This window comes from Thalassotalea euphylliae, assembly GCF_003390335.1.
GTDB classification, from domain to species: domain Bacteria; phylum Pseudomonadota; class Gammaproteobacteria; order Enterobacterales; family Alteromonadaceae; genus Thalassotalea_F; species Thalassotalea_F euphylliae_B.
The window spans coordinates 314,053-339,161 of the sequence record NZ_QUOU01000001.1 but is presented as its reverse complement, the minus strand read 5'-3'; the positions used below and the strand labels follow the sequence as shown (position 1 = coordinate 339,161).

Genomic DNA, 25,109 nt, shown 5'->3' with positions numbered 1-25,109 from the left:
AAAATTAAGGGTTGCCCAAGCGCATATTGAGAATAGCTGCCGCGTTAATAAGCCCTAAGTGACTAAATGCCTGAGGGAAGTTACCTAAGGCTTGTTTCTTCGCCGCATCGGTTTCTTCGGCATAAAGCCCCAAATCACTGGCAAGTTCGAGCATTTTGTTCATGATCGCGTGCGCTTGCTTCACTCTGCCCTGTAATGCGAGTGCCTCAATCAACCAAAAAGTACAAATGTTGAACGTCCCTTCGTGCCCTTCCAAGCCATCGTCATTCAAATAGCGGTATACCATTAAATCATCGCTCAATTGCTCAATCGTTTGATCAACTGTGTTAATCATGATTGGGTCATTCGGCGGCAAAAATCCCAAAATGGGCGCAAGTAGGTTACTTGCATCAGCGACCCGATGTTCAGGGCTTTGCATCAAGTACTGCTTTTCTTGATCGACACACTCGGAAAGTATAAAAGCGTGAATAATGGCGCACTGCCCTTTCCACATTGGAAAGTCAGCTGAAAAGCCATGTTCTTCACCAATTTTAATCGCACGATCTAGCCCCACCCAGCACATAAGCTTAGAGTAAGTAAAATGCGCTTTGGGGCCGCGCACTTCCCAAATGCCTTCGTCTTTTTTCTGCCATTCAGCGCAAATACGATTGGCCAATAATGCGATGTAATTCCACATTTCTTGGTCAGGCTTATGGCCGTAGATAGTATACAAATAGAGAGAGTCGATAACTTCGCCGTAAACATCGAGCTGTACTTGGTCTTTTGCCGCATTACCAATCCTTACCGGCGATGATTGCATGTAACCTTCAAATTGCGGTAACTCAAGCTCTTCCGTTGTGTCTTTTTCAGTAATGCTATACAGGATTGGCATGGGGTCGTCTTTGGCTGGCATTTTGCTGATAATCCAGTTTGCATATTCTGTTGCTTCCAAGACAAAGCCCAGAGGCAACAATGCACCAAGAATTAACGCCGAATCGCGTAACCAACTAAAACGATAGTCCCAATTTCTTGAACCACCAATACCTTCTGGTAAAGACGCAGTTGGCGCAGCTAAGATCGCACCTGTTGGTTTAAATGCCAATAATTTTAATGCCAACGCTGAGCGTTCAATGACCCGACGCCAACGACCTTTATACAAACACTGATTCAACCAACGCTCCCAGTATTGGCGCGTGTTGTATACCTGCATGTCAGTCCAATTAACCAAATTGTCTATTTTTGTCGTGTGACCAAACGACATAACAATACGGGCAGAGTCACCATGGCTAAGTGTTAACGTGCCGGTTTTTCCTTCTTCATTCCAACGAATGGGATGGCTACTTTGTAAGGTGATGGGGTACTCTTTAATGGTACAACCCAAAGGAGAATTATTGCGAGTAACCGTTTCGCCATAGTTAGGCTTGGGGTCGAAGACAAGCTGTACGCTAATATCAATCCCTTTTGTGCACTCGATGTGACGACAGATATAACCAATATCCTCAACATCTCGTGTGCCATCCGTATTAAGGATCGGCATGTAGTCAACTAACTCAATCGCCCCAGTTGCAGAGCTCATGGAATTAGCAAGTACGTTAGTGTCGGTAATATAACTGAGCTTACTGCTGGTTAAATTTGGCAGGCTAACTTTAAAAAAACCACCGCGGTTTGTGTCTAGGATTTTGGCAAAGCTACTGGGTGAATCAAAGATAGGAAAACATCCCCAGTCAATACTGCCATAGCGGTCGATCAATGCTATTGTGTGTAAATCGCCAATCACACCATAACTATTTATTGGTTGGTATTCTGCATCTTCCATTATTCACCACCTATAATTTTCAACAATTTAGTTCACTCTTTCGGTAACAAGAGCCAATACCCACTGACACGACTTCCCTTGCTTTCATACTCAGGTTATGCCGGTTATATCACTTTAGAGAAAGACATCTCTTGATTAACTAAACGCGGCACATCACTGAGCGCATCAATGAAATTGGCTCGCCAGCGCTGTATGGTGCTTTGCTGAATCACATTAAGCATGTTCTGGTGTCTTTGCTTGCGCTCTGCTAGTGGCATTTGAGCCGCTAATGCAATCGCGTCTGCGATAGAATCAATGTCGTAAGGGTTAATGATCAAGGCATCCACTAATTGAGCTGATGCGCCAGCCAATTCAGATAGGATCAATACACCTGGGTCTTGAGGGTTTTGTGCGGCAATATATTCTTTTGCCACCAGATTCATGCCATCGCGCAGTGATGTCACCAAGCAAACTTTTGCACTTCGAAACAGCTTCATTAGCTGATCATGAGCCAAATTGCGATTGAGGTAATGCACCGGCAACCAATCAACCTCGCCGTGCCTGCCATTAATGTGGCTGATCTTTCGTTCTAGGTTTTCTCTCAGGTTGATATAGTCGGGGTCATCTGCACGACTCAGTGTCGCGATTTGTACCATGCTCACCACGTGGTGATATTCAGGGTATTTCGACAGAAATCGCTCATACGCATCCATTTTCTCTAACAATCCTTTGCTGTAATCAATGCGATCAGCACCAACTATCATCAATTGCTCACACGGCTCAGAAAATGCTGGAGTAAATAGCGCGGGCTGCTTGATGCAATCTACATACTTTTGAATTGATTCGAGATCGACACCAATAGGATAGGAGTGACTAAAGATGAGCTGATGCTTGTGCTTGATATGCCCCTTAGCGTTAACTTCTGCCCCCAAGGAGCGCTTAGTGGCGTCTTTAAAGTTTGTGAGATCATCATCGGTTTGAAAGCCGACGACATCAAAATGACACAAACTCTCGATGAGTTCTTTGGCAATAGGCAAAGAGCGTAGCATGCCATAGTTGGGAAATGGCACATGTAGAAAAAAGCCAATGCGGTTATTCACGCCCAGTGCTTTGAGCTCGTAAGCAATAGGAATAAGGTGGTAATCGTGCACCCAAATAATATCGTCTGGTGCTATATAATTTCGCACTTTTTCCGCGAAGATTTTATTAACGCTGCGATAGCCTAAATATTGACTACGAGAAAACTTGGTAAAACCCAACACATAGTGAAACAAGGGCCAAAGTAAGCCATTGGAGAAGCCTGCGTAGTAATCCTCATGTTGTTGGTGATTCAAGTCTATGGTGATGTAATCAATATTATTGACGCGTTGGCTGTGAGCAGCATGCTCTGTGGCTTCACACACCTCTCCCGACCAGCCAAACCACACGCCCCCTTTGTCTTTAAGCGCACCTTCTAGTCCTACGGCCAGGCCACCTGGTGATTCATTGATGATGCCCGGAACCGCAACTCTATTTGAAATAACAACCAGCTTTGACATAAAAAATCCTTTTCCTCAAATTCGTTAACTTGCCCAACTCATCTCACTGTTGGACTGCGACAAGTAATGCAATAGCGTGTGTACTTCATAAACATCGTTCACATAGTATTGAGCGGCACTCTGAACATTCCGGCCTACGCGAATAGAGATACCATCAATGGCATTGATGTATTGGAAGCCTGACTCGTCAGTATCATCATCACCAATGAAGAGACGCTTAACCTTATTGACCCCACCCTTGCTCTGCGCCTCCCGCTTGATCTGCTGTGAAATCGCATCACCTTTACAGATATGACGTAAACAGAACTCAAATACTTTTTTACCTGCTTGCAAGCGCAGCTGCTCGGGGTAGCAATTGAGAATGTCATTAAGTTTTGTTTTCAAGAGCTCAACATCACCTACAAGGTTTCGGTAATGAATCGCGATAGAATGAGGCTTTTCCTCAATTAAGACGCCAGGAAAAGCAAATAGAATATCGCCTAGCATGATGGCTACCGCTTGGAGCGCGGCATTCACTTTCTGATCACGGCTGTAACTTTCGCCTTTCGCACTAAATTCAGCGCCGTGGCAGCCGTACACATTGAAGTCAGTAATCGGTAAAAAAGTGTTTAGATCTTTGATTGCACGGCCTGAGACGAGGCAAAACTGGCAGTTGAGATCTAAGTCTGCCAACAGCTCTGGTATATAGTCATGCACATATATTTTGTGTGGTGCGCTAGCAATATTGACCAGTGTGCCGTCGAAATCTGAAAACACTTGATAGTGGGTTTGATCAAGCGGTAATACCCGTTGAAAATGACTAGAGAGTAATTGCTTCATTGCTGTGCCACCTGTATGTCTTGGCTTAAAAAAGGTTCGTTTAGCTTGTTGAACAGCAAGCTTTGTAAAATGGCGCCATTGGTGTGACTACTAAGCCCGCGAATAATATTGCCTTTGTAAGTTTTACCCGCGTAATAACCAAAGTTATCGCTCGCTAGCGATAGAGCGTTGCGCATCATCAAGCTTGAATGTTCGTCAGAAAACACCGCATCAAACATAAACAAGCCATGCGTGCTAAAACCTGAATAATCGTTGTGCGAACTGCCATCGAAAGAGACGACTTGCCAAGGCTTTTCATTATCTAAAATGGAGTAGTAAGCAAACCAAGGGGTTTTGTTAAAGCTCATTTCGGTTTGCGCAACCGGTTGTTTGATCGCGAGCGAGTGCTGTTTCTGTACTTGGTAAATTTTTTGAGTGTAACGGCTAAAATCCAGATCAATCAAAGTGAACTCCATCGCCGCCAACAAGAAAGGATCAGACACTAAATGAGCCCCGATTCTGCTGTCCATCGGCACGTCTATTTCATATAGCCGTTTGAATATAATGGTGTCGTAATTCAACGCATTATCAACCTTGTAGCCCCAAAGCTTGTAGCCCATCGCAGCGTATTGTTCGTAGCCAAAGCGACCTTCATTAAATAGCGTTTCTGCGATGCCATCGTGAAAGGCGCCATTGAGTTCGCCATTTTTAAGCAAGCGAGTGAAGTCTAGTCGGCGGACAAAGCGCTCAATTTCAATGGTGTAATCTGGATACCAATTGGCGATAATTTTCAGCCAAATCAGCAATCTCCCAATACCGATTGCCGACCAGCCTGAGCCGTTCTCTGACACTTGATTACTCATATCAATTAACGAGAGTGTATCAGCCCGGTATTGGCGGTTAGGCACTTCTTGGTTATAGAATGGGATGCGATTTAGGCTATTTAACACAAGCCGCACGCGGCGATTAAACGTTTCCTGAGTAATAATACCTAGCTTGTGGGAAGACACTAACGCAGACAAATAACTACCCGTCCCCCACATTGTGGTATACGGATATTCATGCGTGTCGTAAGCAAGCCCTGTTTGGCTATCAACATTGTGATTGAAATATTGCCAAGCTTTTTGGGCAATATCGCGATTATGAGAATTTTCGACTAAATTTGCACTTACCAAACCGCGAATTCCCAAGGGAATGGGCGGCTGTTCAACAACTGCGGTATTTACGTTAACTTGAGTGGCTGATGCATTTACTTGCACATTGGCCACTAGCTCAGTGTTTGCAGCTTCATTACTACTGTCGTCACTACTACCTTCACTACTGGCCTCAAAAATAGGTTTAAGCGCAGCAGTTTGGCTATTTATTGGTGTGATCTCTGGCAAAACAAATGACGGAACACTGGCTGAAACATTGGCTGAAACATCACTTAATTCGTCAGCATTAGCAGATCTCACATCAGTAACCGCAACCTCATCATCGCTGACCTCGTACACGCTACCATTATCAACCAAGGTGGTTTGCTCAACGTCGTTGGTTGAAGGTAGCGATTGTGCTGTGGTTGCAACAAGTGGCGGTAGCTGCTCAGCTCGACTGATCGGCTGTACAATAATGTTAATATCATTAGCTCTTTCATTTTCACCTGTAAGTGATGCTGGCGCTGTATCAGCCTCTTCAACCGGAGCATCTGATATAGCGACTTCGGCTGGTCTGGCAACATAACTGCGTTGGGGGATCGGTGTATCGACAACGAGCAAGCTGCCAGCATTCTGTGAATTTTCATCACTTAAACCTGGCTCTGGCCCCTCATAGCGACTGAGTGATAGCTCTCTTTCAATTTCCAGTAACAACAGTGAACTTTGTTGGCTTTCACTTTCGAGCAGTGAAACACCCAACTGCACCAAGCCGCTCGACGCTTGGTTGAGCAAGTTTAGCTCGCGCTCGTAGTCTTGTGCGATTATGCGTTGAAAAGCAGGCCAGCGAATATTGCTCTCTAGCAAGAAAGTTTGAGCAATCGCCCACTCTTGATAAGCCTGATAGTTTTCTTCTTTTTCATACGCCACAGCGCTCAATATTTTGGCCAGTGCAGCTAATCTTAATGCTTCTTGCCCTCGGCTTTGTTCGAGTATTGTTTCACTCTTTCGACTCCACACTTGTGCCGCCTGCGGGTATTGTTTAATTTTAAACAGCTGCCACCCTTGGCGTAGTTCATTGACATTGATGCTTTGCGAAAAGCTACCCATGCTACAAACACAATAAAGAATGATGAACACTAGAGGCGTTAACTGAAACCCTCTAACCGACTTCAAAGCATTCATATACTCGCTCCTTGCGAATTCCTATAAACAATCCTTAATTAAGGCTGTTACCTTTTGATTTAAGCCGTTTGGCGGTTAGCTGTGCCTTTTTGCGATATAAAGCAGGAAAACATTTCCCCGGATGTTTAAACACGTTTTCCATGCGAATGTCACTGTGCGTAACTTCCCTGTTGGGACGAAACAGCTTGCCGACCTTTTTGTACAATAACGCCTCAAGCACAGTAGCATTCGTTGAAGACGAAATGGCCTCTTCGTATCCTCCCGTGCTTTCATAGCGGCCTTCGTACCAGCCGCGTTTGGCGTCGTAGAGTTCTTCAATAACCAACATCAGCTTATAGGTGTAATCTGTATCCCAGAGCATGTGCATTGAAAATGCCGCTTTAACGGAGACAAGCGATTTACCCGGATATGTTTTGCCCGTATCACTGATGGTGTTCCAGGCATAACCGTTGGCAAAAACACTGTCATAGAGGAAGTAAGGTGCACTGTCTAAGATGTGCTCGGTGCGCGCCGTATAAATTTTTTCATGTACGTAGCGGAGCTCTTGAACTTGATACACTTGTTTCGCCGCTTGATAGAGCAAAGAGTTGGTGTGTCTTGAGTTTAACGAGCGATCATCATCCACTCGATCCCAGTTAAACTCGATCCCCATGTAGCTAAACGGCAGCGTAAGAATAGGGCTTAATACCTTGTCATCGCGGTGGTCGCGTGCATCATGGTAGATATCTTGGCCATAAATGGTGATCACTTCGAGTGGGTCGAGCGATTCTGCTTTGGTCGGTTCAAACCCCCAAGCGCGAAAGCCCATTGCGGCATATTCCTCATAGCCTAAGCGCCCTTCTTGCCGCAGCGATATTTGGTTATTCACTAGGCTGCCAGTGTAAAGGCTGCCCTCTTGATCAATAACATCACAGAAGTTCCAGCGAAAAATAGCTTTGTCGATATATTCGTGAAATTCAGGGTATTGCTGGGAGACAATTCTCAGCCAAATGAGCAAACGGCCAATATCGATTGCCGACCAACCAATCTCTTGGTTTTTACCCTCATAATCCAGCATTTTGCCGTTTTTGGTGTCGTAAATCTTATTGGGTAAACGCCCTCGGAACAGCGGCATGCGATTGAGGAAGTGCAATAATGCGCTTAGACGATGATCAAATTCCTTTTTATCAATTAACGCGAGTTGCCTTGCCGCCACAAGCGCCGCAAGATAGTCAGCAATACTCGACATGGTCGCACTCGGGTAGCCATCAATCGAGTTCGCCAAGCCAGTTTCGACATGGCTGTTGTTTTTAAAATACGTCCAAGCGATTTTTGCCCAGACTTGCTCTTTCTCCGTCAACTCGCCGTGTTGGCCTTGATGAAACAAGCCTGAGTGGGCGAATGAAGTAATGCCCGAATCTATCGTTCGCACGACAACGCCGCAAGCAGAGAGTTTCAGCACAAGCAATAAGACTAGCGCTTTCCGGGCAAGCATTTATTTAATCCAACAAATTCACTTTTAACAACATTGTCCCAACGGGTGTTCGTGTTGTCGCTAAACTGTAAAATCTTCCCCTGCTCTTTATACAATAAGGTTTCTAAAATGATGCCGTTGTTGTTGGCAGTAAATTGCTTGATTAATCCTGTACCATTTTCAAAGCGCCCTTCGTAGAACCCTTTTTCTTCATCGTATAAATCAGACACCGCGCTAAATAATAAGTCTGTGTAGGGAGTTTTCCACAATCCCCACATGCCAATGGCACCTTTTAACGCGATTGCAGCGTACTGTGGTACATATTTGCCTGATTCTGTAATGGTGTTCCACGCATAACCGTCGGTGTAAATGGTGTCATAAACGAAATACGGGCTCGTTTTTAATTGATGCTCGGTGCGCGCGGTGAGAATACCGGTGTGGATGTATCTTGCCTCCTGCACTTTGTATATGCGCTGTGCAAAGTCAGCCATCCAAGGCACGGTATGCGTGCTATTGCTAGAAGTTCTATCATTGGCAAGATCCCAATTTAACTCGATACCGTCAAGCACATAGCTCTCGGCTACCACGTAGTTGTGAGCTTTTAACGAGCGTGGATCTCTTGCATCATAGGGAATTTGATGACCAAATAATTTAATGATTTCATAAGGCTCTGGCTTTGAAGCTCTCGAAGTATTGAACCCCCACAAGGCAAACCCTTTAGCAGCGTATTCTTCATAACCGAGTCGCCCTTCTTGCACATAAGTGGTCTTTTGGCCTTTTTTACCGTGTGCTCCGTATAAAATACCGTGTTTACTGACGACCTTGCAGTAGTTCCAGCGCAACAGCGCATTATCAATCGCGTCAGCATATTCACCGTACCTCTCTTTAATGATTTTCATCCAAATCAAAAAACGGCCGATATCCAAGGCTGAATAGCCAATTTCCCCCGGCTTGTTGGTGTAATCAACTTGTTTGGCCGTGATAGTGTTATACACCTTGTTCGGTACCTCGTTGCGGTATAACTCCATATTGTTCAATGTTTGCAGCAAGGGAATTAATCGACTGTCAAAGGTATGCTTGTTAATAATGCCCAACTCTCTCACGGTAACGAGTGCACCAAGGTAGGATGCAGTATCCCACAAGGTGGTTGAAGGGTAATTATTTACCGCATTCACTAAGCCCGTTTTAGGGTGATAGTTATTTTCAAAATATCGCCAAGCAACCTTGGCCATCTTGTATTCCTTTTCGGTTAACTTACCACTTCGTCCTGGTTGCTGACCTTTGCTGTAATAGGGTTTGCTCTGCTCAATCACCTTTTCACCATAACTGGGTGAACCGGTTGAACGGTAAGTTGACTGACAAGCGCTAATCAAACTAATCAGTAACAGCGCAGCTATCTCTTTGTGCTTAAATACATTCACAATCGTAATTCCTTTTTACTGAATATGGCTGTAACGCGTTAGTTCATGACAACGCTGAGCTCTTCCGGGCGCTTCTTACCAGAGATGTTTAACAGTGGCCCATTTACTTTGAAATGCAGGCTTTCGAGAATAATTGCATTTGAATTGGCCGTTAGCGCTTCGTTTTTACTGCCATCTATTTCATAAATTCCTGAGTGCCACCCCCTTTCTTCGATAAAATTAGTACCAATCAAATCCATTAATTTTTGGGTGTATTCGGTGTTATAAAGCATATGCCAGCCAATCGCAGCTTTGGTGCTAACAGTTCTGAATTCACTAGCATCTTCACCGGTGTCAGTGATGGCATTCCACGCTTTACCATTACTAAAAACAGTGTTGTAAACAAAGTAAGGGGCTTGATCGATATTATCTTCGCTCACCGCAGTTAAAATACCTTGCTCAAGATAGCGATTCTCCTGCGCTTGATACACTCTAAACGCAAACTCTTTGGAAATAGCATCACCACCAAACTCGATGGCATCTAAGATATAAGGTTCACTAACGACATAGTTATGAGCTTTGTAGACTTCGGGAATGCGCTTGTCTGTTGGAATATCGACGCCTGAGATGGATTCATATTGCAGGAAGTCGTTGTACATGAGGGCAACCGATACATCTAAGCCCAAAAGTGAGACGGATTTTGCGGCATATTCTTCGTAACCAATACGCCCTTCTTGTACATAGTTGGTTTTTCCCTCTGCCGTGACTTCTGCACCGTACATCACACCATCAATGACCATAGCGCCAATGTCCCACTGTTTCGTGATCTCACCAACGAGCGGGGTATATTTTGGGTAGCTCCACACAATGACATTAAATGGTACGAATAACCGACCGATGTCGAGCGCTGACCAGCCGATACCGCGCTCAGTGACATTGTTTTGGTAATCCACCATCGCCAACGTTCTTGCGTTATACGACTTGTTGGGCAGTTGGTTATCGTGCAACTCAAGCTTTGCCAATGAAGTCAGCGCTTTTTCCATCCGCCAGTGAAAGTCTTCTGGGCTTACTATGCCGAGACGCTCTGCCGATATCAGCCCCAATAAGTAAGAGGCCGTGTCCCACATAGTCGCAGCGGGATAACCCTCTACTGAGTTGACCAAACCCGTTTCTGGATGTGTGTTGTTTTCAAAGTATTGCCACGCAACTTTTCCCCACATCAATTCTTGTTTAGTAAGTGGTGCGTAATCTCTTACTGGCAACTCCGCACTGACTTCGACCTTAAATGCTTGGCGCGTAATATCGGTATTTTCAAGAAAAATCACTAAACCGAAGGCAACGCATAGACCACACAAAAACACAATATGATGCCTTGCTGCTAAAACCCCATCTTTGAATGTCATAATATTTCCTTAGCTATGCCGCGTCTTGAGGTTGCCAGAATGCGCAGCGAATCATCCCCATCATGGCCAGCACATTATTGGCTGCCCAAAATGAGTTAATAAGCACTGCATTAAGGGTGTAAGCAAGCTGATTGTTAAAGAGCAAATAGCTCACTAGGCAGTAAATAAAACCAATGACCGTCAACACAACGACCCCTATCTGTGGCCAAACAAGATGTGCAAAATTCCCTTCTTGCCGCTCCTTGGGCGTCGTAGGAAAGGCAATTTTTTCACCTTTGAGTACCGTAAAAATGGCTTTTAAATTGACAGAGAAAAACGATATAAACGACGCTTTAGCTTGGTAGCCTGGTATCCCCCAGGTGCCCACCATAAACGCCAACTCATTCATGATTAAAAATGGGATGATATGCTTATAAAAATCACCTGAATAAGCCGACACGGGCGCCACGCCCGAGAAGAAATAAATCACCGGAGCCAGTATAAAAACGACGTTCCAGAGTGCGCCAAAATATGACCACATGGTTGATGCGTACATCACTTTCTGACTGAAACTCATCCCCTTGCGAAACAAAGGGTTGTCATTTAACGCAATATCAATAGTACCGCCGGCATATTTAAAACGTTGTACCAACCAAGTTTGCAAGTCTTGCGGCGAGAGCATTTTTGATTCAACTTGAGGGTGTAAAATCGACTTCCAGTGGTGTGTTTTATCGCCGTGTAGCACCATTGAGGTATAGATATCTTCAGAGACATGGAATTTATAGGGCGTCAGCTCAGTTTCTTCAACCAAGTCTTGGCGAACCATTTGCACCACACTGTCGTCAATATCTTGCTCATTAGTGAGTTTTTTTAATTGTGTTAACTTGCTCTCCTCTGCTTGTGCAAGGTTGTCGCCAAACGCAATTAAAGCTGACTGCATCACCGCATCACGACGGTGAATAGATCCCGCACCACAGCAAAAAGATGCATTGGCCCAGTTGCGACGACGTTGAATAATGTCGTAGAACATTTGGGGGTTGTTAACAAACGGGTCGCCGCCAACCTCCACTTTACCAAACAGTTTTTGAGTAATAATGGCGATCCATTTCCCTAGCCAGCCGTATTTTTGTTGCCATGCTTGCGTTAAATTTTTCCCTTCGGGTAAATCGAAAAACCACTGGGGCGTTTGTACCCAAGCCACATCTGGGTCGCGAAAATACCCTAAGGTGTGTTCAAGCATGGTCGGAAAAGGACGGGTGTCGGCATCGCAAATCACGATAAAATCGCCCGATGTTTGCTCCATCGCGTTGCGCAGGTTCCCCGCCTTAAAACCAATATTATTAGAGCGAGTGATGTAGTGGACACCTGTTGCTTTCGCTAACGCTTCCATCGCGTCACGCCGGCCATCATCGAGTAAATAAATATTGATTGTAATATCATGGGGATAATGAATTTTCTGAGCATCTAGCAAACTCAGTTTCACCAATTCAGGCGCTTCATCATAACTGGGAAAAAAGATATCAACAGAAATTGGTCGATCGGTGGTGCTGGCGTGAGTGACCTCTTTTAAACGACTTGGTGGTGCGCCCGATTCCACATCTTTGACTTTCCAAAGGTTAAAGGTAAATAAGATAAGACCAAAGTAGGCAAGTGACTCAGCAATCACCAAAGGGTAGGCAAACCAGAGTGCATCCATATTTAACGACGCTGTCCAACGCCAATGAATGTACCAAGCACCAAGCACTAAATTTATCGTTGCTAAGAATTGCCACAATAACTCTCGTGAGAATGAATAAGGAATAGGTTTAGGCGGTGTTCGCGTCTCGTATTTTTCAAAGTAAAATGCCATTTACTGATCACTCCCTGATATTTAACTTGTCTAATTCGATAAGTAAGCCAATCAATGAAGCGTTGTAATCAATCGCATATTCATTTACTGCATAAGACTTGGCGTTATCCACGTAACTTAAAATACCTTTGTTTTTAGGCGCAACATTGGCTTGCGCAAATACGTTAGGCCCTCCCACAAACAAACCGGGAATATAGATATTTTCACCACGGGTGAAGATATGGCTGACGTTTTGCACTGGCTGCTCCCCTACGCCACTGACGTAACTTAGGCCAAAAGGATTCGCTCCCAGCAAATAATCTGCTTGGTATATCGCTGCATCGACGTATTCCTGGTTATGGGTTAGGTAATAGCCAATCAACAGAAACATCCCCTCTTCTGCTGCCATTTTGTTCGACCCCCAAATAAAGCGATTGTTTGCCACTGCATAGTCTGATGCTTTAGCCCGCTCTAACGCAGTTGTTGCTCGCGCGATAAATTGCTGCTTTAAGTAGCTACAAAAGCCATATGAGTGCCGGTTACAGAGTTGTTCGTATAAATGCCATTTCCCTAGAGCAGCGGGGTCTTTCCACTCAAATAGATTCAGAGGTAAATCAATATGCTGATTGATGTATGTTAAATACTGATTTTCTTTGGTTGCTAAATACAGCTCTGCAGCAGCCCAGAAGCGATCATCACGATCATGAGTTAACGAGTTTTCTTTATCGGTGGCGTTTGCAATATAAGGACCTGAGCCAGTGTCATCGCGCTTTTGCCAATCAATAAAAAATGACGGATGTTCAGCCAAATATTGCCACGCCAACTCTGCTGCTTGTTGATATTGCTCAGCCAGTTGTACATCGTATTCTTGGTAAATGCGTGCAGCGAGCGCCATCACAGAGGCAAACTTTGCGGTATCGTCAGTAGCCACGCCATAAACATATCGCTGCTGACGGTCTTTCTCTGGTGCACCCAGACTTGGCCACTTCTTCGCACCAACTTTGCGAAAAACCATCCCCGTGTGATGTTGCATCTTTAACAGCCAGCTTAACCCGTGTTTCATTTCAGTAAGCACATCAGGCATGCTGTCTTGATGATCAGGTAGGGTCAAATCTAACTGGCGCAGGAAGTCGTCAGTCGATAAAAAAGCTGATAACACGCGCCCAATGCTCACGGCTGTGGTGGTAACGTACTTACCAAAATCTCCGGCATCGTGCCAGCCGCCAGTAGTATCGATCTCAATCGGCGTTGATAAATTTGACGACGCAGGAAACTCAATGCCCTTTAACTTTCGAAACAGCTGACTGTCTTTGGTATGACAAATTTTGTGACTGACTTTAGCAACAGGATCCTTGATCGGTTCACCGCAGCGTTGCAGATAATACGACCTCAGTAATTTAGTAATCGTACTTTGATATATTGCACTGCCAATTTCAAACACTGGAGATCTGACTTTCCCCTTCATCAAAACGTATTTACCAGTAGCTTTAATATGCGAAAAGTCCACTTTCCATATATTGGGTAAATCAGGGTTTTGATTAGCGTGCTGAGCCATTGTTAACTGCTCAACAACACGGCCAGTTTGATAATCAACAAGTTTAACTTCACCTTCAGCTTGCGCGCCTGAAATGTAGGCGATCTTTGACCCAGTGACAAAATAACCAACTTGGTTGACGTTAATTTGAATAACATTACCCTGCTCAGATAGCTGTAACGGCTTATCCTCAAGCGATTCATAAGTGCTTTGACAACCCGTCACTATGACGGTAATTACCAATGCCGCAAAAGCGTAATAACTGCGCTTAATACTAGTCATTTGCGACCACCAAAGTTTCGTTATTCTTGCCCACTGTCCAGTGATGAATATTCTCTGAAACAAGCGCTTGCTCGGCATCTAGTACTGCCCATCGCAATTGATATTCGCCTGGCGCTAGCGCTTTTAACATGACTTCGGTAATTTTTTCACTGGAGCTCGCTGGTATTTGCTTGGGCATTGACTGTTCATAGATCACTTCGCCAGCTTTACTGACTTGGTAAGTTAATTGGTATTGCTCAAACGACTTGGGGTAGTCATTTACTAACCACAGCGAAAAGTTAGCATCACAGCACAAAGCCTGTTTCTTAGGGTGATATTCAATACTCGGTAAGATAGGTTGATAAGCAACTTTCAGGCGCTCGAACGCAGGTTTAGCCTTGCGCTGATAATCAACAATGCCCCAATTCATTGATGCCCAGTTTTCAACGAACATAAATTGGAATATCGCGTTGACTGGCTGGCCTTTTTGACGGCGATAAGATTCAGCCGCAAATGCGGTTAAGTTGGCCTGATATTGCTGCGTATTATGAATAAACTCATCAATATTGTCGCCTTTAGCCACTTTCGCTATATTAAACGTTTGCTCTTGCTGAAAGTTATGATAATCCCACACTGCCCACTGTTGCTTTGTGGTTGGCCATAAATTATCAGCACCGACAATATCGCTTAACGTTGATTTGTTTGGCAATGCCTGTGCGCCAAATTCCGTGATCCAGCGTTGTTTGGTGGGTTTGCCATAATCCACCCAGCTACCACTGTACCAGCCTAACCAAGGGTGCTCGGCGGTTAGCGAGCTTTTGTGGCTATAACGAGTGCTATCGGCACTTTTTAATGCGGTGTAAACCGCTTTATCGAGTTTGATATTTTGCTTGTTGTTGTAGTCTGCATATTTGTATTTCATCCAATCGGCATCCCACGGCGGTTCGTTGTGAGCACTCCACAAAACAATTGATGGATGGTTATAAAACTGCTCAACCATTTCTGTCGCTTGCTGGCGAGCGTTGTCCAAGAAAGCCTGAGTTTCGATATAACCCCATTGCAATGGAAAGTCTTGCCATACCACCATGCCGAGCTTGTCTGCTTCATCATAAAAAGCTTGTGGCAGTACATGTGCATGGACACGCACAGCGTTAATATTGGCGGCTTTCATCAGCTGTAAGTCTTTAGCAAAATCCGCTGCACTAAATTCTGCTAGCCATTGCCAAGCAATGTAGTTAGTGCCTCGCACAAAAAAAGGCTGACCGTTTATTTGCCACTGACCGCTGGGCTCTAGCACTTTAAAATCGCGAAACGCCACCTGCTCTTGCACACTACTCAAGATATTGCCAGCTTCGCTAAGACTAACCTGCAATTCATATTGATTTGGCTCGCCAAGTTCCCACGGCGACCACAATGCTCTAACCCCCTCTGGTACAGTAAATGAGGTGCGGTTACTAGTCGGTGAAATAGTTGTTTGTTGCGTGTACTCTTCGACTAATTTGCCATTAAACAGCAACCGATAATTGATCGTCGCTTTGGTGCTGCGCTTAACAGTCAGCGTCATATCAATGACAGCAGAAGACTTTCCCGATTCAGTTACGTTGGGTGTAAATTTTAACGTATCGACACTGGCTAACTTGCTGGCTTCAATGCGTACCGATTGCCAAATACCACCGGTATTCATTTCCTGACCTCGCTCTGACCATGCGCCACCGGGTCTGGCATCGTGATGGCCAAGCACGCCTTTGATGTACTTTTTGTGCAAGGACCAAGACTGACCCGCATCTTCCAGTGGGCTATTCACTCTCACGACCAACGAGTTTCTTCCTGCGACTAGATATTTTGAAACTTCAAATTGAAAAGACTGAAAGTAGCCCTCGTGGAAACCAAGGTATGTGCCGTTAAGCCAAACATCGGCAAAGTAATCAACCCCCTCAAAGATGAGTTGAATAACGTGCTCGTTTTCATCCACAGCGGCGAAGTCAAACGACTTTCGATACCAAGCAATACCGTGATGATCAAAACCTTGGCGAAACCAGTTACTGGGCACCTGAATGCTAGAGGCATCAGAATAGTCGGCATCTAGCGCATAATAGTTAGCTGACATACTATTGGCTGGCAAAAACTCCCAAGTACCATCCAGCGATATTGTATGGTTTGTTGAAACTTGCCCAGCAGGTAAACTACTCGTTTGCTGGCAACCGAGCATTGCCGCGCAAAGTACGATAGCCAACCAGTGATAAGAAAGTGTGTTAACTAACTTTCTTGACCATTTTGAAGTAGTTTCTGCCAGAGTCTGACCAGTATGAAACTTCATCCATTAAATCCTTTACTATTTGCAGACCCCTACCACTGGTATCCCAAGAGTCAATATCGTCTTTGTCTAGGCTGTCCCAATCAATCTCGCGTTCCATATTTGCCGCTGGCATCGCACTACCAGTATCAATGATGGTTATCGACACTTGGTCACTTTGCAGCGCCAGCTCAAATCCAATTTCATGATCTTTTTCATCACTGTAGGCATGCTCGACGACATTGTTAGCCACTTCGACGAATGAAAGCTCAATAGCCGCTGAAAATTCATCGATGTCATAACAGCTGCAGATCATGTTGCATATGCCTATCGCGACGAGTGAGACATGCTCATAACAGCTGGTAATGCTTAGCTGTACTTTTTTGTCAGTCATACACCGCTACCTAAGTAACTTTTCCTGGAGTGGCTTGCTACTATCTAACTTAGACGCCGCAAGTGATGCTTGATACAAGTCGTGATCAACCTTTAAATGTTCAATCACGCAGCGACTATCATTAATGGCCCAACCTATGTTCCAGTCTGGCAAATGAACGTATTCACCAGTTTGCTCGATACAATGCTCACCAAACAGTACTTTGTCTTGCAGGGTGACGACCTGTGATACCCAGGTGTAGTCATCAATCATGCAGCGCTCGATAATTGCGCCACTTTCAACGACACAATTAGCACCAATGGTTGCTGGCCCAATAATGGTCGCGCCATCTTCAATTCTGCTGCCATTACCTATGTATACCGGCCCTTGAATATTGACTTTATCGAGATTGACATCGACGTTAATGCCGCACCACAGATTGTCAGCTATTTGCTTACCCGGAATGGGATAGCCGGTAATTTTTCCGGTCAAGATATCGGACGTCGCTTGCCAAATATCGGTCAGATTACCGACATCAACCCATTGAAAATCCAGACTGATGCCATAGAAGTCGAGCCCTTTTTCGACAAGGCTCGGGAAGAGTTCACCGCCGATATCGAATTCTTGATCGGCGGGGATATGATCAAAAATCTCTGGCTCGAACACATAAATACCAGTATTGATGGTATTTGAGATAGCTTCTTCAGCCGATGGTTTTTCTTGGAATGCTTGGATCTTCATATCTTGATCCCTTTTGACCACACCGTACTTGTGAACTTCTTCTAAAGGCACATCTTGCAACACTATGGTAGCAATACCGCCCTTAGCCTTGTGAAATTCAAAGACTTTACCCAAATCGAGATCGACCCAAGCATCACCACAAACCACAATGAAAGTGTCATCAAAAAAGCCCGAAAATTGCTGAATTTTCTTCATTCCACCTGCTGAACCAAGTGCTTTCGCTTGTACCTCGCCATCAATAATTTTGCCTTCAAAAGAGTAGGTAATATCGACTCCGAACTGGCGACCATCTCGAAAATAATTTTCAATATCAGATCCCATGTAACTGGTATTGACCGCAATTTCAGTAATACCAAATTGTCTAAAGTGCAAAATTAGGGATTCCATCAGTGGTGTTCTCATGATTGGAATCATGGGTTTAGGTGTGGTTTTCGTCACAGGCCAAACTCGCGTTCCTTTGCCTGCAGCAAGTATCATTGCTTTCATCATGACCATTTCTCCTTGGTTGGCAGGCTAGCTAACCGCTAGGTTAAGCGCTTCCTCGACATTGGCACATTGTGGAAAAAGTCTATCCATCCGCGTAAGCGTCATTAAGGCTTGAACATTTGATTGAATACCAACTAGTACAATCGCCCCCTGCGAATTAAGGTGCTTCAATGATGAAATCAATACACCAAGGCCACTACTGTCCATAAAGTTCACTCGGCTGAGATCTAACACAACGTTGCACGACTGAGCGCCAACCGTATCTAAGAAATACTGCTTAAACCTGGGGGCTGTGACGGCGTCAAAACGCTGCTCATCGATGTTGATGACAATTGTTGAATCGTTAACTTTTTCATTTGATAAACTCATAACATGTTTTCTCCATTCCACTGAAATCCTAAGATTGTGATGTCGTCAACGAGGTCTTCGCCATCACTCCATCGCTCAACTTGTTGATAAATATCATCGAGTAGTTGTTTAACGTTTTGTCCTCTGCCGCGCTCTATCGCACGACATAAGTTATCTTCACCAAAAAATTCACCTTGTTTGTTTTCCGCCTCAAGAATACCGTCGGAAAATGCAAACAATCTGTCGTTTGGCTCCATTTGCAACTCTTGCTCTTCAAAAACAGCATCGATCATAATGCCAACAGGGAACCCCCCCATGCCGTGCGCCGTTGCGACACCTGTTTTGGCGTTGAAATGAATGATTGGCGGGTGACCAGCCTGACAAAACTTAACCCCACCGGTTTCGGTGTTAATGACGCCGTAGACCATAGTGAAGTACATATCAGAGTCACGAGCGACACTACTTTGATTTATTGCTGTCACTGCGCGGTCGACACGACTCACCTGAGGTTTTTGGCGAATGTGTTCAAAGTCTATAATGGCATTGGAAAACAGTTGCTCTTGGGTCAGTTCGTGGCCCAAAGAAAAAGAAAAAAGTGCTGACGGAATACCGTGGCCCGCAACATCAATTTGAAAGAAGGCCAAGCAGTCTCGGGTAATACTCTTATAGCCATATAAATCACCGCCAACATATTCCGACGGTTTAAACAAGGTACCTAATTCAACAGCGCGAAGTTTTACATCTTCCTTGGGCAGAATGGTTGTACCAAGCTTAGCTGCCGCTTTTAAATCTTCATTGATGTTACTGAGTGCTATCGAAAGGTCTTGGTTCTTTTCTCTTAACTCGTACTTTAAATGCTGTACACGCATTGCCGCATAGACTTTGGCGCAAATTTCTTCCTTAATAATAGGTTTGTTAATGAAGTCATCTGCGCCAGCGTCAATACCAGACACCAATGATTCGGTGTCGCGAAACCCGGTCAATAACATAATGTAGGTATACTTCTGATTGGCAATCGCTTTAACTTTACCGATAAACTCGCAACCGCCCATGCCTGGCATCACCAACTCGGTAATTAGCAAGTCAATATCATCGTGCCGAGCGAGGTAATCAAGCGCAGGTTCACTCTCAGTAAAAGAAATAATCTCAGTGTTAAAGTGAGCTAAGATGTCGATTAGTTGATGATGAACATATTGCTCGTCGTCAACAATGACGATTTTTACACTACCTATGTTTAGCATAAGTAACTCCTTTATCTTTAACCTGCGCGAACATCCACTCGATTGCCTTGGTGTCGCTGTACGCTTTATCCCAAACGTTATGCCATGTATTCTGATACTCCGTGTAAGCCACCTGCGCCTTATGCTGTTGCAAGTATGTATACATCTTGCGTGATTCAGCCACGGGAACGACTTCATCGTTCGCACCATGGGCGATCCATACGGGAATATGAGCCACTGCTTTCGCAGTCATCTGATATAAAGCTTCACCTTGATAAAAATCTGGCAGGCTATTAGGCGCAGGAGCATGGCCGCCACCGGGCTTAACGCGACCACAAATTACATACATTGCTGCCCATAAGTCGCGGTACTTGCTTGCTATGTGCCAAGCACCGTATCCCCCCATAGAGATACCGGTTAAATAAACGCGCTGCTCATCAACCGAGAATTTTTTCATCGCATCTTTGACACTGGCGAGCGCAATTTCTTCACAGGCCAAAGATGACCACCAAAGATCAGTGCCGCATTGAGGAAAAATAGCGATAGCAGGAAACTGGGTGGGTTGGTTCCTAATGGCACGACCTAAGCCAACATCGGTTGCGAGTAAAGGATTGTCTCCGCGCTCACCCGCACCGTGTAAGAAAACCATCAGTGGCCAACCTTTATCCTCGCGATAATCGTTAGGTACATACACTTGGTAATTCACAGTGCGATCATCTACTTGCAGAGTCTGGTTGATAAAACCCGTTGCAAAGCTGCTACCAGCAGATACACATGCTGAGCACATCATGAGTAAGGTAACGAGCAGGAAATTAACGTGGAACATAATTGAACAAGAACTCCTTTTTCACCATCAACCATAACCCCAATAGGCTGAGGCCATGCCAGAGCGTATTTTGCCAAATATTGGCTGTGTCATAGGTTGGCTTAACATTCGAAAAATCGGTAATGGCTTCAACTAGTACGACAAACACTAAGTGCATAATGAAGACATAAAGGCTCGCTTGCCCCAAAGGAATAAAAAACCAACCCAAAGTGCGACTGATCGGTTGCCAGAAGCGAGTCAAACACCAATAAAAGAAAACAAGGAAACAGGCATAGTTAAACAACCTCAATATGCCCAGTTTATTTTTGTCGAAGTACTGATGGTGTAACTGGTAAAAAGTATCACTGGTTATCCAGGTTAGCTTTACGGCATCTGGAAAGGCTGGATTGGGGGAATTCCAAGCAACGAAAATAAAAACAAGGGTAAATACCGCCGAGAAAGCTACAAGCGCATTGTACTTTTTGGCATCGAAAAAACGTCCAATAGCATCTTTGTGAAAACCTATCGTAAGCCCTGCAATGTATAGCACTTGCCAGCTTAGCAGTGGAAATGCATATTCAAACTGAGCAGCAGTAACGCGCGAGGGAGAAGAAAGGTTGTAGATATACAAGACCACACAGGTAAAGCAAACCCACTTCGCTTTTCCATGGTTGAACAACCAAATTGCTATTGGGGTAAGTAATAACAGTGAGCAATAAAGACCTAATATCTGGATTTGATGCGGACTACTTCTTAACAAGAAAACGTTGCTTGCAGATTGATGCCAGCTGCTCTCTTGATGCGGAAATAGTTGGTAGACCTGACCGTTGCCCCAGTTTTTGAAGGTTTTAATCACCTCCAAATCCAATAAAGGCAGCATTGATAGCACTAAAATAAGAGCGACAATGCCGATATTGATAACATACAGTTGAACAGAGCGCTCTAGCAGTCGCATTGAGCTGGCTTTAAAGCCAGAGTTTTCGTTGATTCGCTTGTGAACTTGGCCGAGTATGTAGCCCGACAGGACAACAAACCCTTCTGCGCCAGAAATTAATCCGATGCGTTCCCACGCAATAAAATTGAACCACGAAAAGATTTCGATGTGGACGATGATAAGAATCAACATCACGACACCGCGCATGAAATCAATTCTTAAATCTCGTGTACCTGTTCCCTCAGTGTAACCCATCATCCATTCCATGGAATTTGTTCTGACTAACTGTGTTCGAAGTATAGTTGAAAATTTTCAATTGCAAGAAAACTTGATAAAAAAACTGACATTCTTCATTGTCAAAACAGAGTGAAACGCTTACAAAACAATCAAAACCCACTTGCAATCAGGCATCAAGAAGCGACCTAAATAATTGTTATACATTGAAATAAATTGATTTTTATAGGGAGTTATATAATTGAGAAAAGCGAAGTTAAGCAGGCAAAAACAAGTATAAAATTATTCGACACTTTTAAGCTGGCTTCGGTGTAAAAAGGTTAAAAAGACCAGGACCAAGCGACACTCAAACCGCCATTTTTAAACTCACCCGTGCCATTTGACGGCTCTCGACCAAGCCAGCGATTGCCAGAGTAGTTATTGTATTGAATTGTGACAGTTCCGGGCCGCCAATCAAAATATCCAAAGCCGTAGGTATAATCTGGATTCCAAGGCTGTTGCTGGCTTTTATCAAGATAATGAAAGGCGGTGAAATTGACATACCAAGCCCCGACAATAGTGAACTTACAGCCAAAACTTAACGTGCGCTTCCATTTCTTTAAGCCATTGGTAGCAGCGTCAAAATACTCAGGCACCACGGTGTAACCCGTATTACACCCAATCGAGCCTTTTTCACTGAAGGTAAGGTATTTAGAATACTTCTTCTCAATTGGAAATTTCCAGCCTAGCGTCCACGCGCCTTGTTTGAAAATAGTCGCCTTTTCACCTGCGCTTCGATCTGGATTAAAGCGGTTCCCCCCATAGTTGGCATACACTAAACTCAGCGTATAGGGGCGCCAGTCACTGTAGCCAAAAGTGTAAACAAAATCTGGATTCCAAGAGCGCTGTAATTCAGCGTATTTGTATTTGGTTGCCGCAGCACTAATAAACCAATTCCCTAAAGGTTTGTATTTTAGCGATGCTGAATAGGTAATATTATTAACGTTCAAATTACCTTGCCGGCCTGAACCTTGCTGAGACTTTGTGCGAGTTAGCGGGTATCCCATGCTAAAACCACCACTAAACCCAGCAATCAAATTACGCCATTCTGAGTCGTGTTTTTTCTGCATCCACTCTTCAAAGGGAAGCGCAAAAGAGCTTTTGATGGCTCGCATGATTTCAGATTCATCTTCTGGGCTAAGTTCGAAATTTTGCAAAGCAAAACCTTGCTTTGCTTTGCTTTTTTCAGCCAGTGGCACAATGAAATTATAATAAGCGCCATCTGAAACTGGCGGATGTTCTTGAGCCAATAAGGAGTCATTCAACAACAAAAATACGAAAAAAATACACTTTAAAAACAGAACCTTGTTATTCCATAACATCAGTTTTCTCGCCAACCATCAGCTAAATTCAATCCTTTGCTATACTGTGATAATCATCGACTAGTCAATTCACGGATCGAATATGCTTTACTGTCGCACATTGATGGCGCTGCTTGTCAGCCTTGCCTTATCGCTCACTCTTCTGGCTTCACCTTTTAAGGTTTATGCAAAAACTTTAGAAAAAGCAAAATATTACAAACAGACCATTAAAGTGAATGGCAAGGAAAGGGAATATTATGTGTACCTGCCCAAAGGCATTAATTTAAAGAAAAAATACCCGGCTGTAGTGACTTTTCATGGCTTTGAGTCTGACGCCAACGGTATAAAATGGTTACTACAACCAGAGAAAAAAGCTGATGCTTTTAACTATGTCTTGATTTTTCCAAATGCCTTGAATAAAAGCTGGAATGTAGGCAAAGGGTTGGGCTCAAAAAATAAAAGTGCTGACGATAAAGCATTTTTAGCTACCCTGCTTAATACTATTCCAGCGAGGCACCCCATTAATAAGCACAAGATTTACACTATGGGGTTTTCTAATGGTGCTCAAATGGCTGCCTTAGCCTATTGTCAGTTTGGCCAGCAAATTGCTGCTGCTGGTATTGTCGCCCACTCAATGAACATCAAGGCTTGCTCCCCAAAATACAAAACACCCATTACTATTTTCCAAGGAACAGATGACAAATACGTGCCATTTGACGGTGGTGGTAAATACAACATTCGATCTTACAAAGACAGTATGAGCTTTTTCGTCAACGCCAATAATGTCAAAACGCATAAAGACACTGTGGTTAATTTAAAAACCGTTAACTGCCAGCGTCACCAAAACCGTAAAAAGACGTCCAAGGTAATTGGTTGCATATTAAAAGGAGCAGGTCACTCTTGGCCAGGCGCAAGAGCGTTTAAGCCAGAAGTGTTTGGAAAAGCCAACACCGAAATTAACACCACAGATTTTTTGTTTAAGTTCTTTCAACAATACACAGGACCAGGTGAGAAAAAATCAAATGATGAAATCAACCAAACAAAGCAATTTTTAGCCGCTAAGGCTCACAAGCAAGTTAACAATAATCAAGATAAAACGGCAAAAGCAACAAATAATAAGAGCGCGAATAAGCCAAAAGCAGGTAAAGTAAAGTTTGAAAAGCGCTTATATACCAGAAACAAGAAGAAGCACGCGTTTTTTATCACTAAGCCGTTAAAGCCAAGCAAAAAACCGGGTTCACTCGTTATTGTTTTTAATGGTAAAGGTTATACCGCTCGCAATATGCACGAGATGATAGAGGCCAGCAGCTTTAACAATGGCTATAACTTTATCTATGTCTATCCACAATGGAATGTTAACGCTAAGAGTGTTACTGATCAGTTTGACGAACTCTTTATTCACCAGCTTAAAGCGCAATTTCCGGATCATGCTAACCGCATTTTTGTAATGGGCTATTCACATGGTGGCGCAGCAGCACAAGATTATTATTGTGATTACAGTTATGCGCTAACTGCCGTGGCGACAGCGAATTTTGCATGGCGAGATAGAGAATGCTCGCCAACGGCACATCGTCCAATCCTTGTATTACAAAACAAAGCAGACAATAAGCAGCCATATAAAGGCAACCCTCAAGCCAAACAGCTCAGCTTTAGGGATACCATTAACATGCTGACTGCAGATATTAACCCAATGATAATGAAAAACACTTATATCAAAGGTAAAGATCACCGCTGTGCAGCATGGAAAGACAGCATAGAAAAGTTAACGGTTGTTGAATGTTCAACCGATTGGGGAGGGCACAATCTAGCAGGTAGTAGCTTCAAATTTAGCAAAGATCTGGGGCCTCATATGCGCCACTTTAAGGCCCCCAAAGTTATCGCGGGATTTTTTAACAATCAGCAACATGAAGATTTTTTCTCCTTCCATCAACGATAGTTTTTATATCCTAAATGCGAGGGTTCTGTTTACTATGTCCAAAATACATCGAAAGCAGCTCTCGCAGCTTTCTTAATGCATATTCAAACAGCTACCCAAGATTAGCCGATGTTTCT

Annotated in this window: 18 protein-coding genes; 1 reads left to right on the top strand and 17 read right to left on the bottom strand. The window is 44.0% G+C overall.

Features of this window, described 5'->3' with window-relative positions:
* Positions 1–4: 4 nt before the first annotated feature.
* From DXX93_RS01470 to DXX93_RS01390, 17 genes are all read right to left on the bottom strand, one after another.
* Entirely contained in the window at positions 5–1,795 is a 1,791-nt protein-coding gene (locus DXX93_RS01470) for a glycoside hydrolase family 15 protein (protein ID WP_116006503.1), read from the bottom strand.
* Positions 1,796–1,899: 104 nt separating this feature from the next.
* A complete protein-coding gene (locus DXX93_RS01465) occupies positions 1,900–3,312 on the bottom strand; it encodes an alpha,alpha-trehalose-phosphate synthase (UDP-forming) (RefSeq protein ID WP_116006502.1) in 1,413 nt (470 codons plus the stop codon).
* A gap of 24 nt (positions 3,313–3,336) precedes the next feature.
* Positions 3,337–4,131, bottom strand: coding sequence for a trehalose-phosphatase (otsB, locus tag DXX93_RS01460; protein WP_116006501.1), 795 nt, complete (start codon positions 4,129–4,131; stop codon positions 3,337–3,339).
* Complete coding sequence (locus DXX93_RS01455; RefSeq protein ID WP_116006500.1) at positions 4,128–6,425, bottom strand: DUF3131 domain-containing protein; 2,298 nt, start codon at positions 6,423–6,425, stop codon at positions 4,128–4,130. Before DXX93_RS01455 ends, otsB begins: the two co-directional genes overlap by 4 nt.
* Positions 6,426–6,459: 34 nt before the next feature.
* Positions 6,460–7,899: a DUF3131 domain-containing protein gene (locus DXX93_RS01450; protein WP_116006499.1), complete on the bottom strand. Its 1,440-nt coding sequence runs from the start codon at positions 7,897–7,899 to the stop codon at positions 6,460–6,462.
* Positions 7,878–9,299: a DUF3131 domain-containing protein gene (locus tag DXX93_RS01445; RefSeq protein WP_220347546.1), complete on the bottom strand. Its 1,422-nt coding sequence runs from the start codon at positions 9,297–9,299 to the stop codon at positions 7,878–7,880. The genes DXX93_RS01450 and DXX93_RS01445 overlap by 22 nt, the downstream gene beginning before the upstream one ends.
* Positions 9,300–9,337: 38 nt before the next feature.
* Entirely contained in the window at positions 9,338–10,681 is a 1,344-nt protein-coding gene (locus DXX93_RS01440) for a DUF3131 domain-containing protein (protein ID WP_116006498.1), read from the bottom strand.
* 13 nt (positions 10,682–10,694) lie between these two features.
* Positions 10,695–12,509, bottom strand: coding sequence for a glycosyltransferase family 2 protein (locus DXX93_RS01435; RefSeq protein WP_116006497.1), 1,815 nt, complete (start codon positions 12,507–12,509; stop codon positions 10,695–10,697).
* Positions 12,510–12,516: 7 nt separating this feature from the next.
* The gene (locus DXX93_RS01430) at positions 12,517–14,304 is read right to left on the bottom strand and encodes a glycoside hydrolase family 9 protein (RefSeq protein WP_181902108.1); all 1,788 of its coding nucleotides are present in this window, start codon (positions 14,302–14,304) and stop codon (positions 12,517–12,519) included.
* Positions 14,297–16,600, bottom strand: coding sequence for a glycoside hydrolase family 2 protein (locus DXX93_RS01425; protein ID WP_116006495.1), 2,304 nt, complete (start codon positions 16,598–16,600; stop codon positions 14,297–14,299). The genes DXX93_RS01430 and DXX93_RS01425 overlap by 8 nt, the downstream gene beginning before the upstream one ends.
* Complete coding sequence (locus DXX93_RS01420) at positions 16,536–16,970, bottom strand: ATP-binding protein (RefSeq protein ID WP_116006494.1); 435 nt, start codon at positions 16,968–16,970, stop codon at positions 16,536–16,538. The genes DXX93_RS01425 and DXX93_RS01420 overlap by 65 nt, the downstream gene beginning before the upstream one ends.
* 6 nt (positions 16,971–16,976) lie before the next feature.
* Entirely contained in the window at positions 16,977–18,179 is a 1,203-nt protein-coding gene (locus DXX93_RS01415) for a sugar phosphate nucleotidyltransferase (protein WP_220347545.1), read from the bottom strand.
* A 24-nt stretch (positions 18,180–18,203) separates the two neighbouring features.
* Positions 18,204–18,545, bottom strand: a complete 342-nt coding sequence (locus DXX93_RS01410; protein WP_116006493.1) for an STAS domain-containing protein — start codon at positions 18,543–18,545, stop codon at positions 18,204–18,206.
* Positions 18,542–19,765, bottom strand: coding sequence for a fused response regulator/phosphatase (locus DXX93_RS01405; protein ID WP_116006492.1), 1,224 nt, complete (start codon positions 19,763–19,765; stop codon positions 18,542–18,544). The genes DXX93_RS01410 and DXX93_RS01405 overlap by 4 nt, the downstream gene beginning before the upstream one ends.
* Positions 19,749–20,570, bottom strand: a complete 822-nt coding sequence (locus DXX93_RS01400) for an alpha/beta hydrolase-fold protein (RefSeq protein WP_116006491.1) — start codon at positions 20,568–20,570, stop codon at positions 19,749–19,751. The genes DXX93_RS01405 and DXX93_RS01400 overlap by 17 nt, the downstream gene beginning before the upstream one ends.
* Positions 20,557–21,750 carry an OpgC domain-containing protein gene (opgC, locus tag DXX93_RS01395; protein WP_116006490.1) on the bottom strand — a complete coding sequence of 398 codons (1,194 nt, stop codon included), beginning with the start codon at positions 21,748–21,750 and terminating at the stop codon, positions 20,557–20,559. Before opgC ends, DXX93_RS01400 begins: the two co-directional genes overlap by 14 nt.
* Positions 21,751–22,037: 287 nt before the next feature.
* A complete protein-coding gene (locus tag DXX93_RS01390) occupies positions 22,038–23,006 on the bottom strand; it encodes a hypothetical protein (protein WP_147302623.1) in 969 nt (322 codons plus the stop codon).
* Positions 23,007–23,316: 310 nt separating this feature from the next.
* On the opposite strand from DXX93_RS01390, the gene DXX93_RS01385 reads away from it, so the two are divergent.
* Entirely contained in the window at positions 23,317–24,993 is a 1,677-nt protein-coding gene (locus DXX93_RS01385; protein ID WP_181902107.1) for a PHB depolymerase family esterase, read from the top strand.
* Positions 24,994–25,109 lie beyond the last annotated feature (116 nt).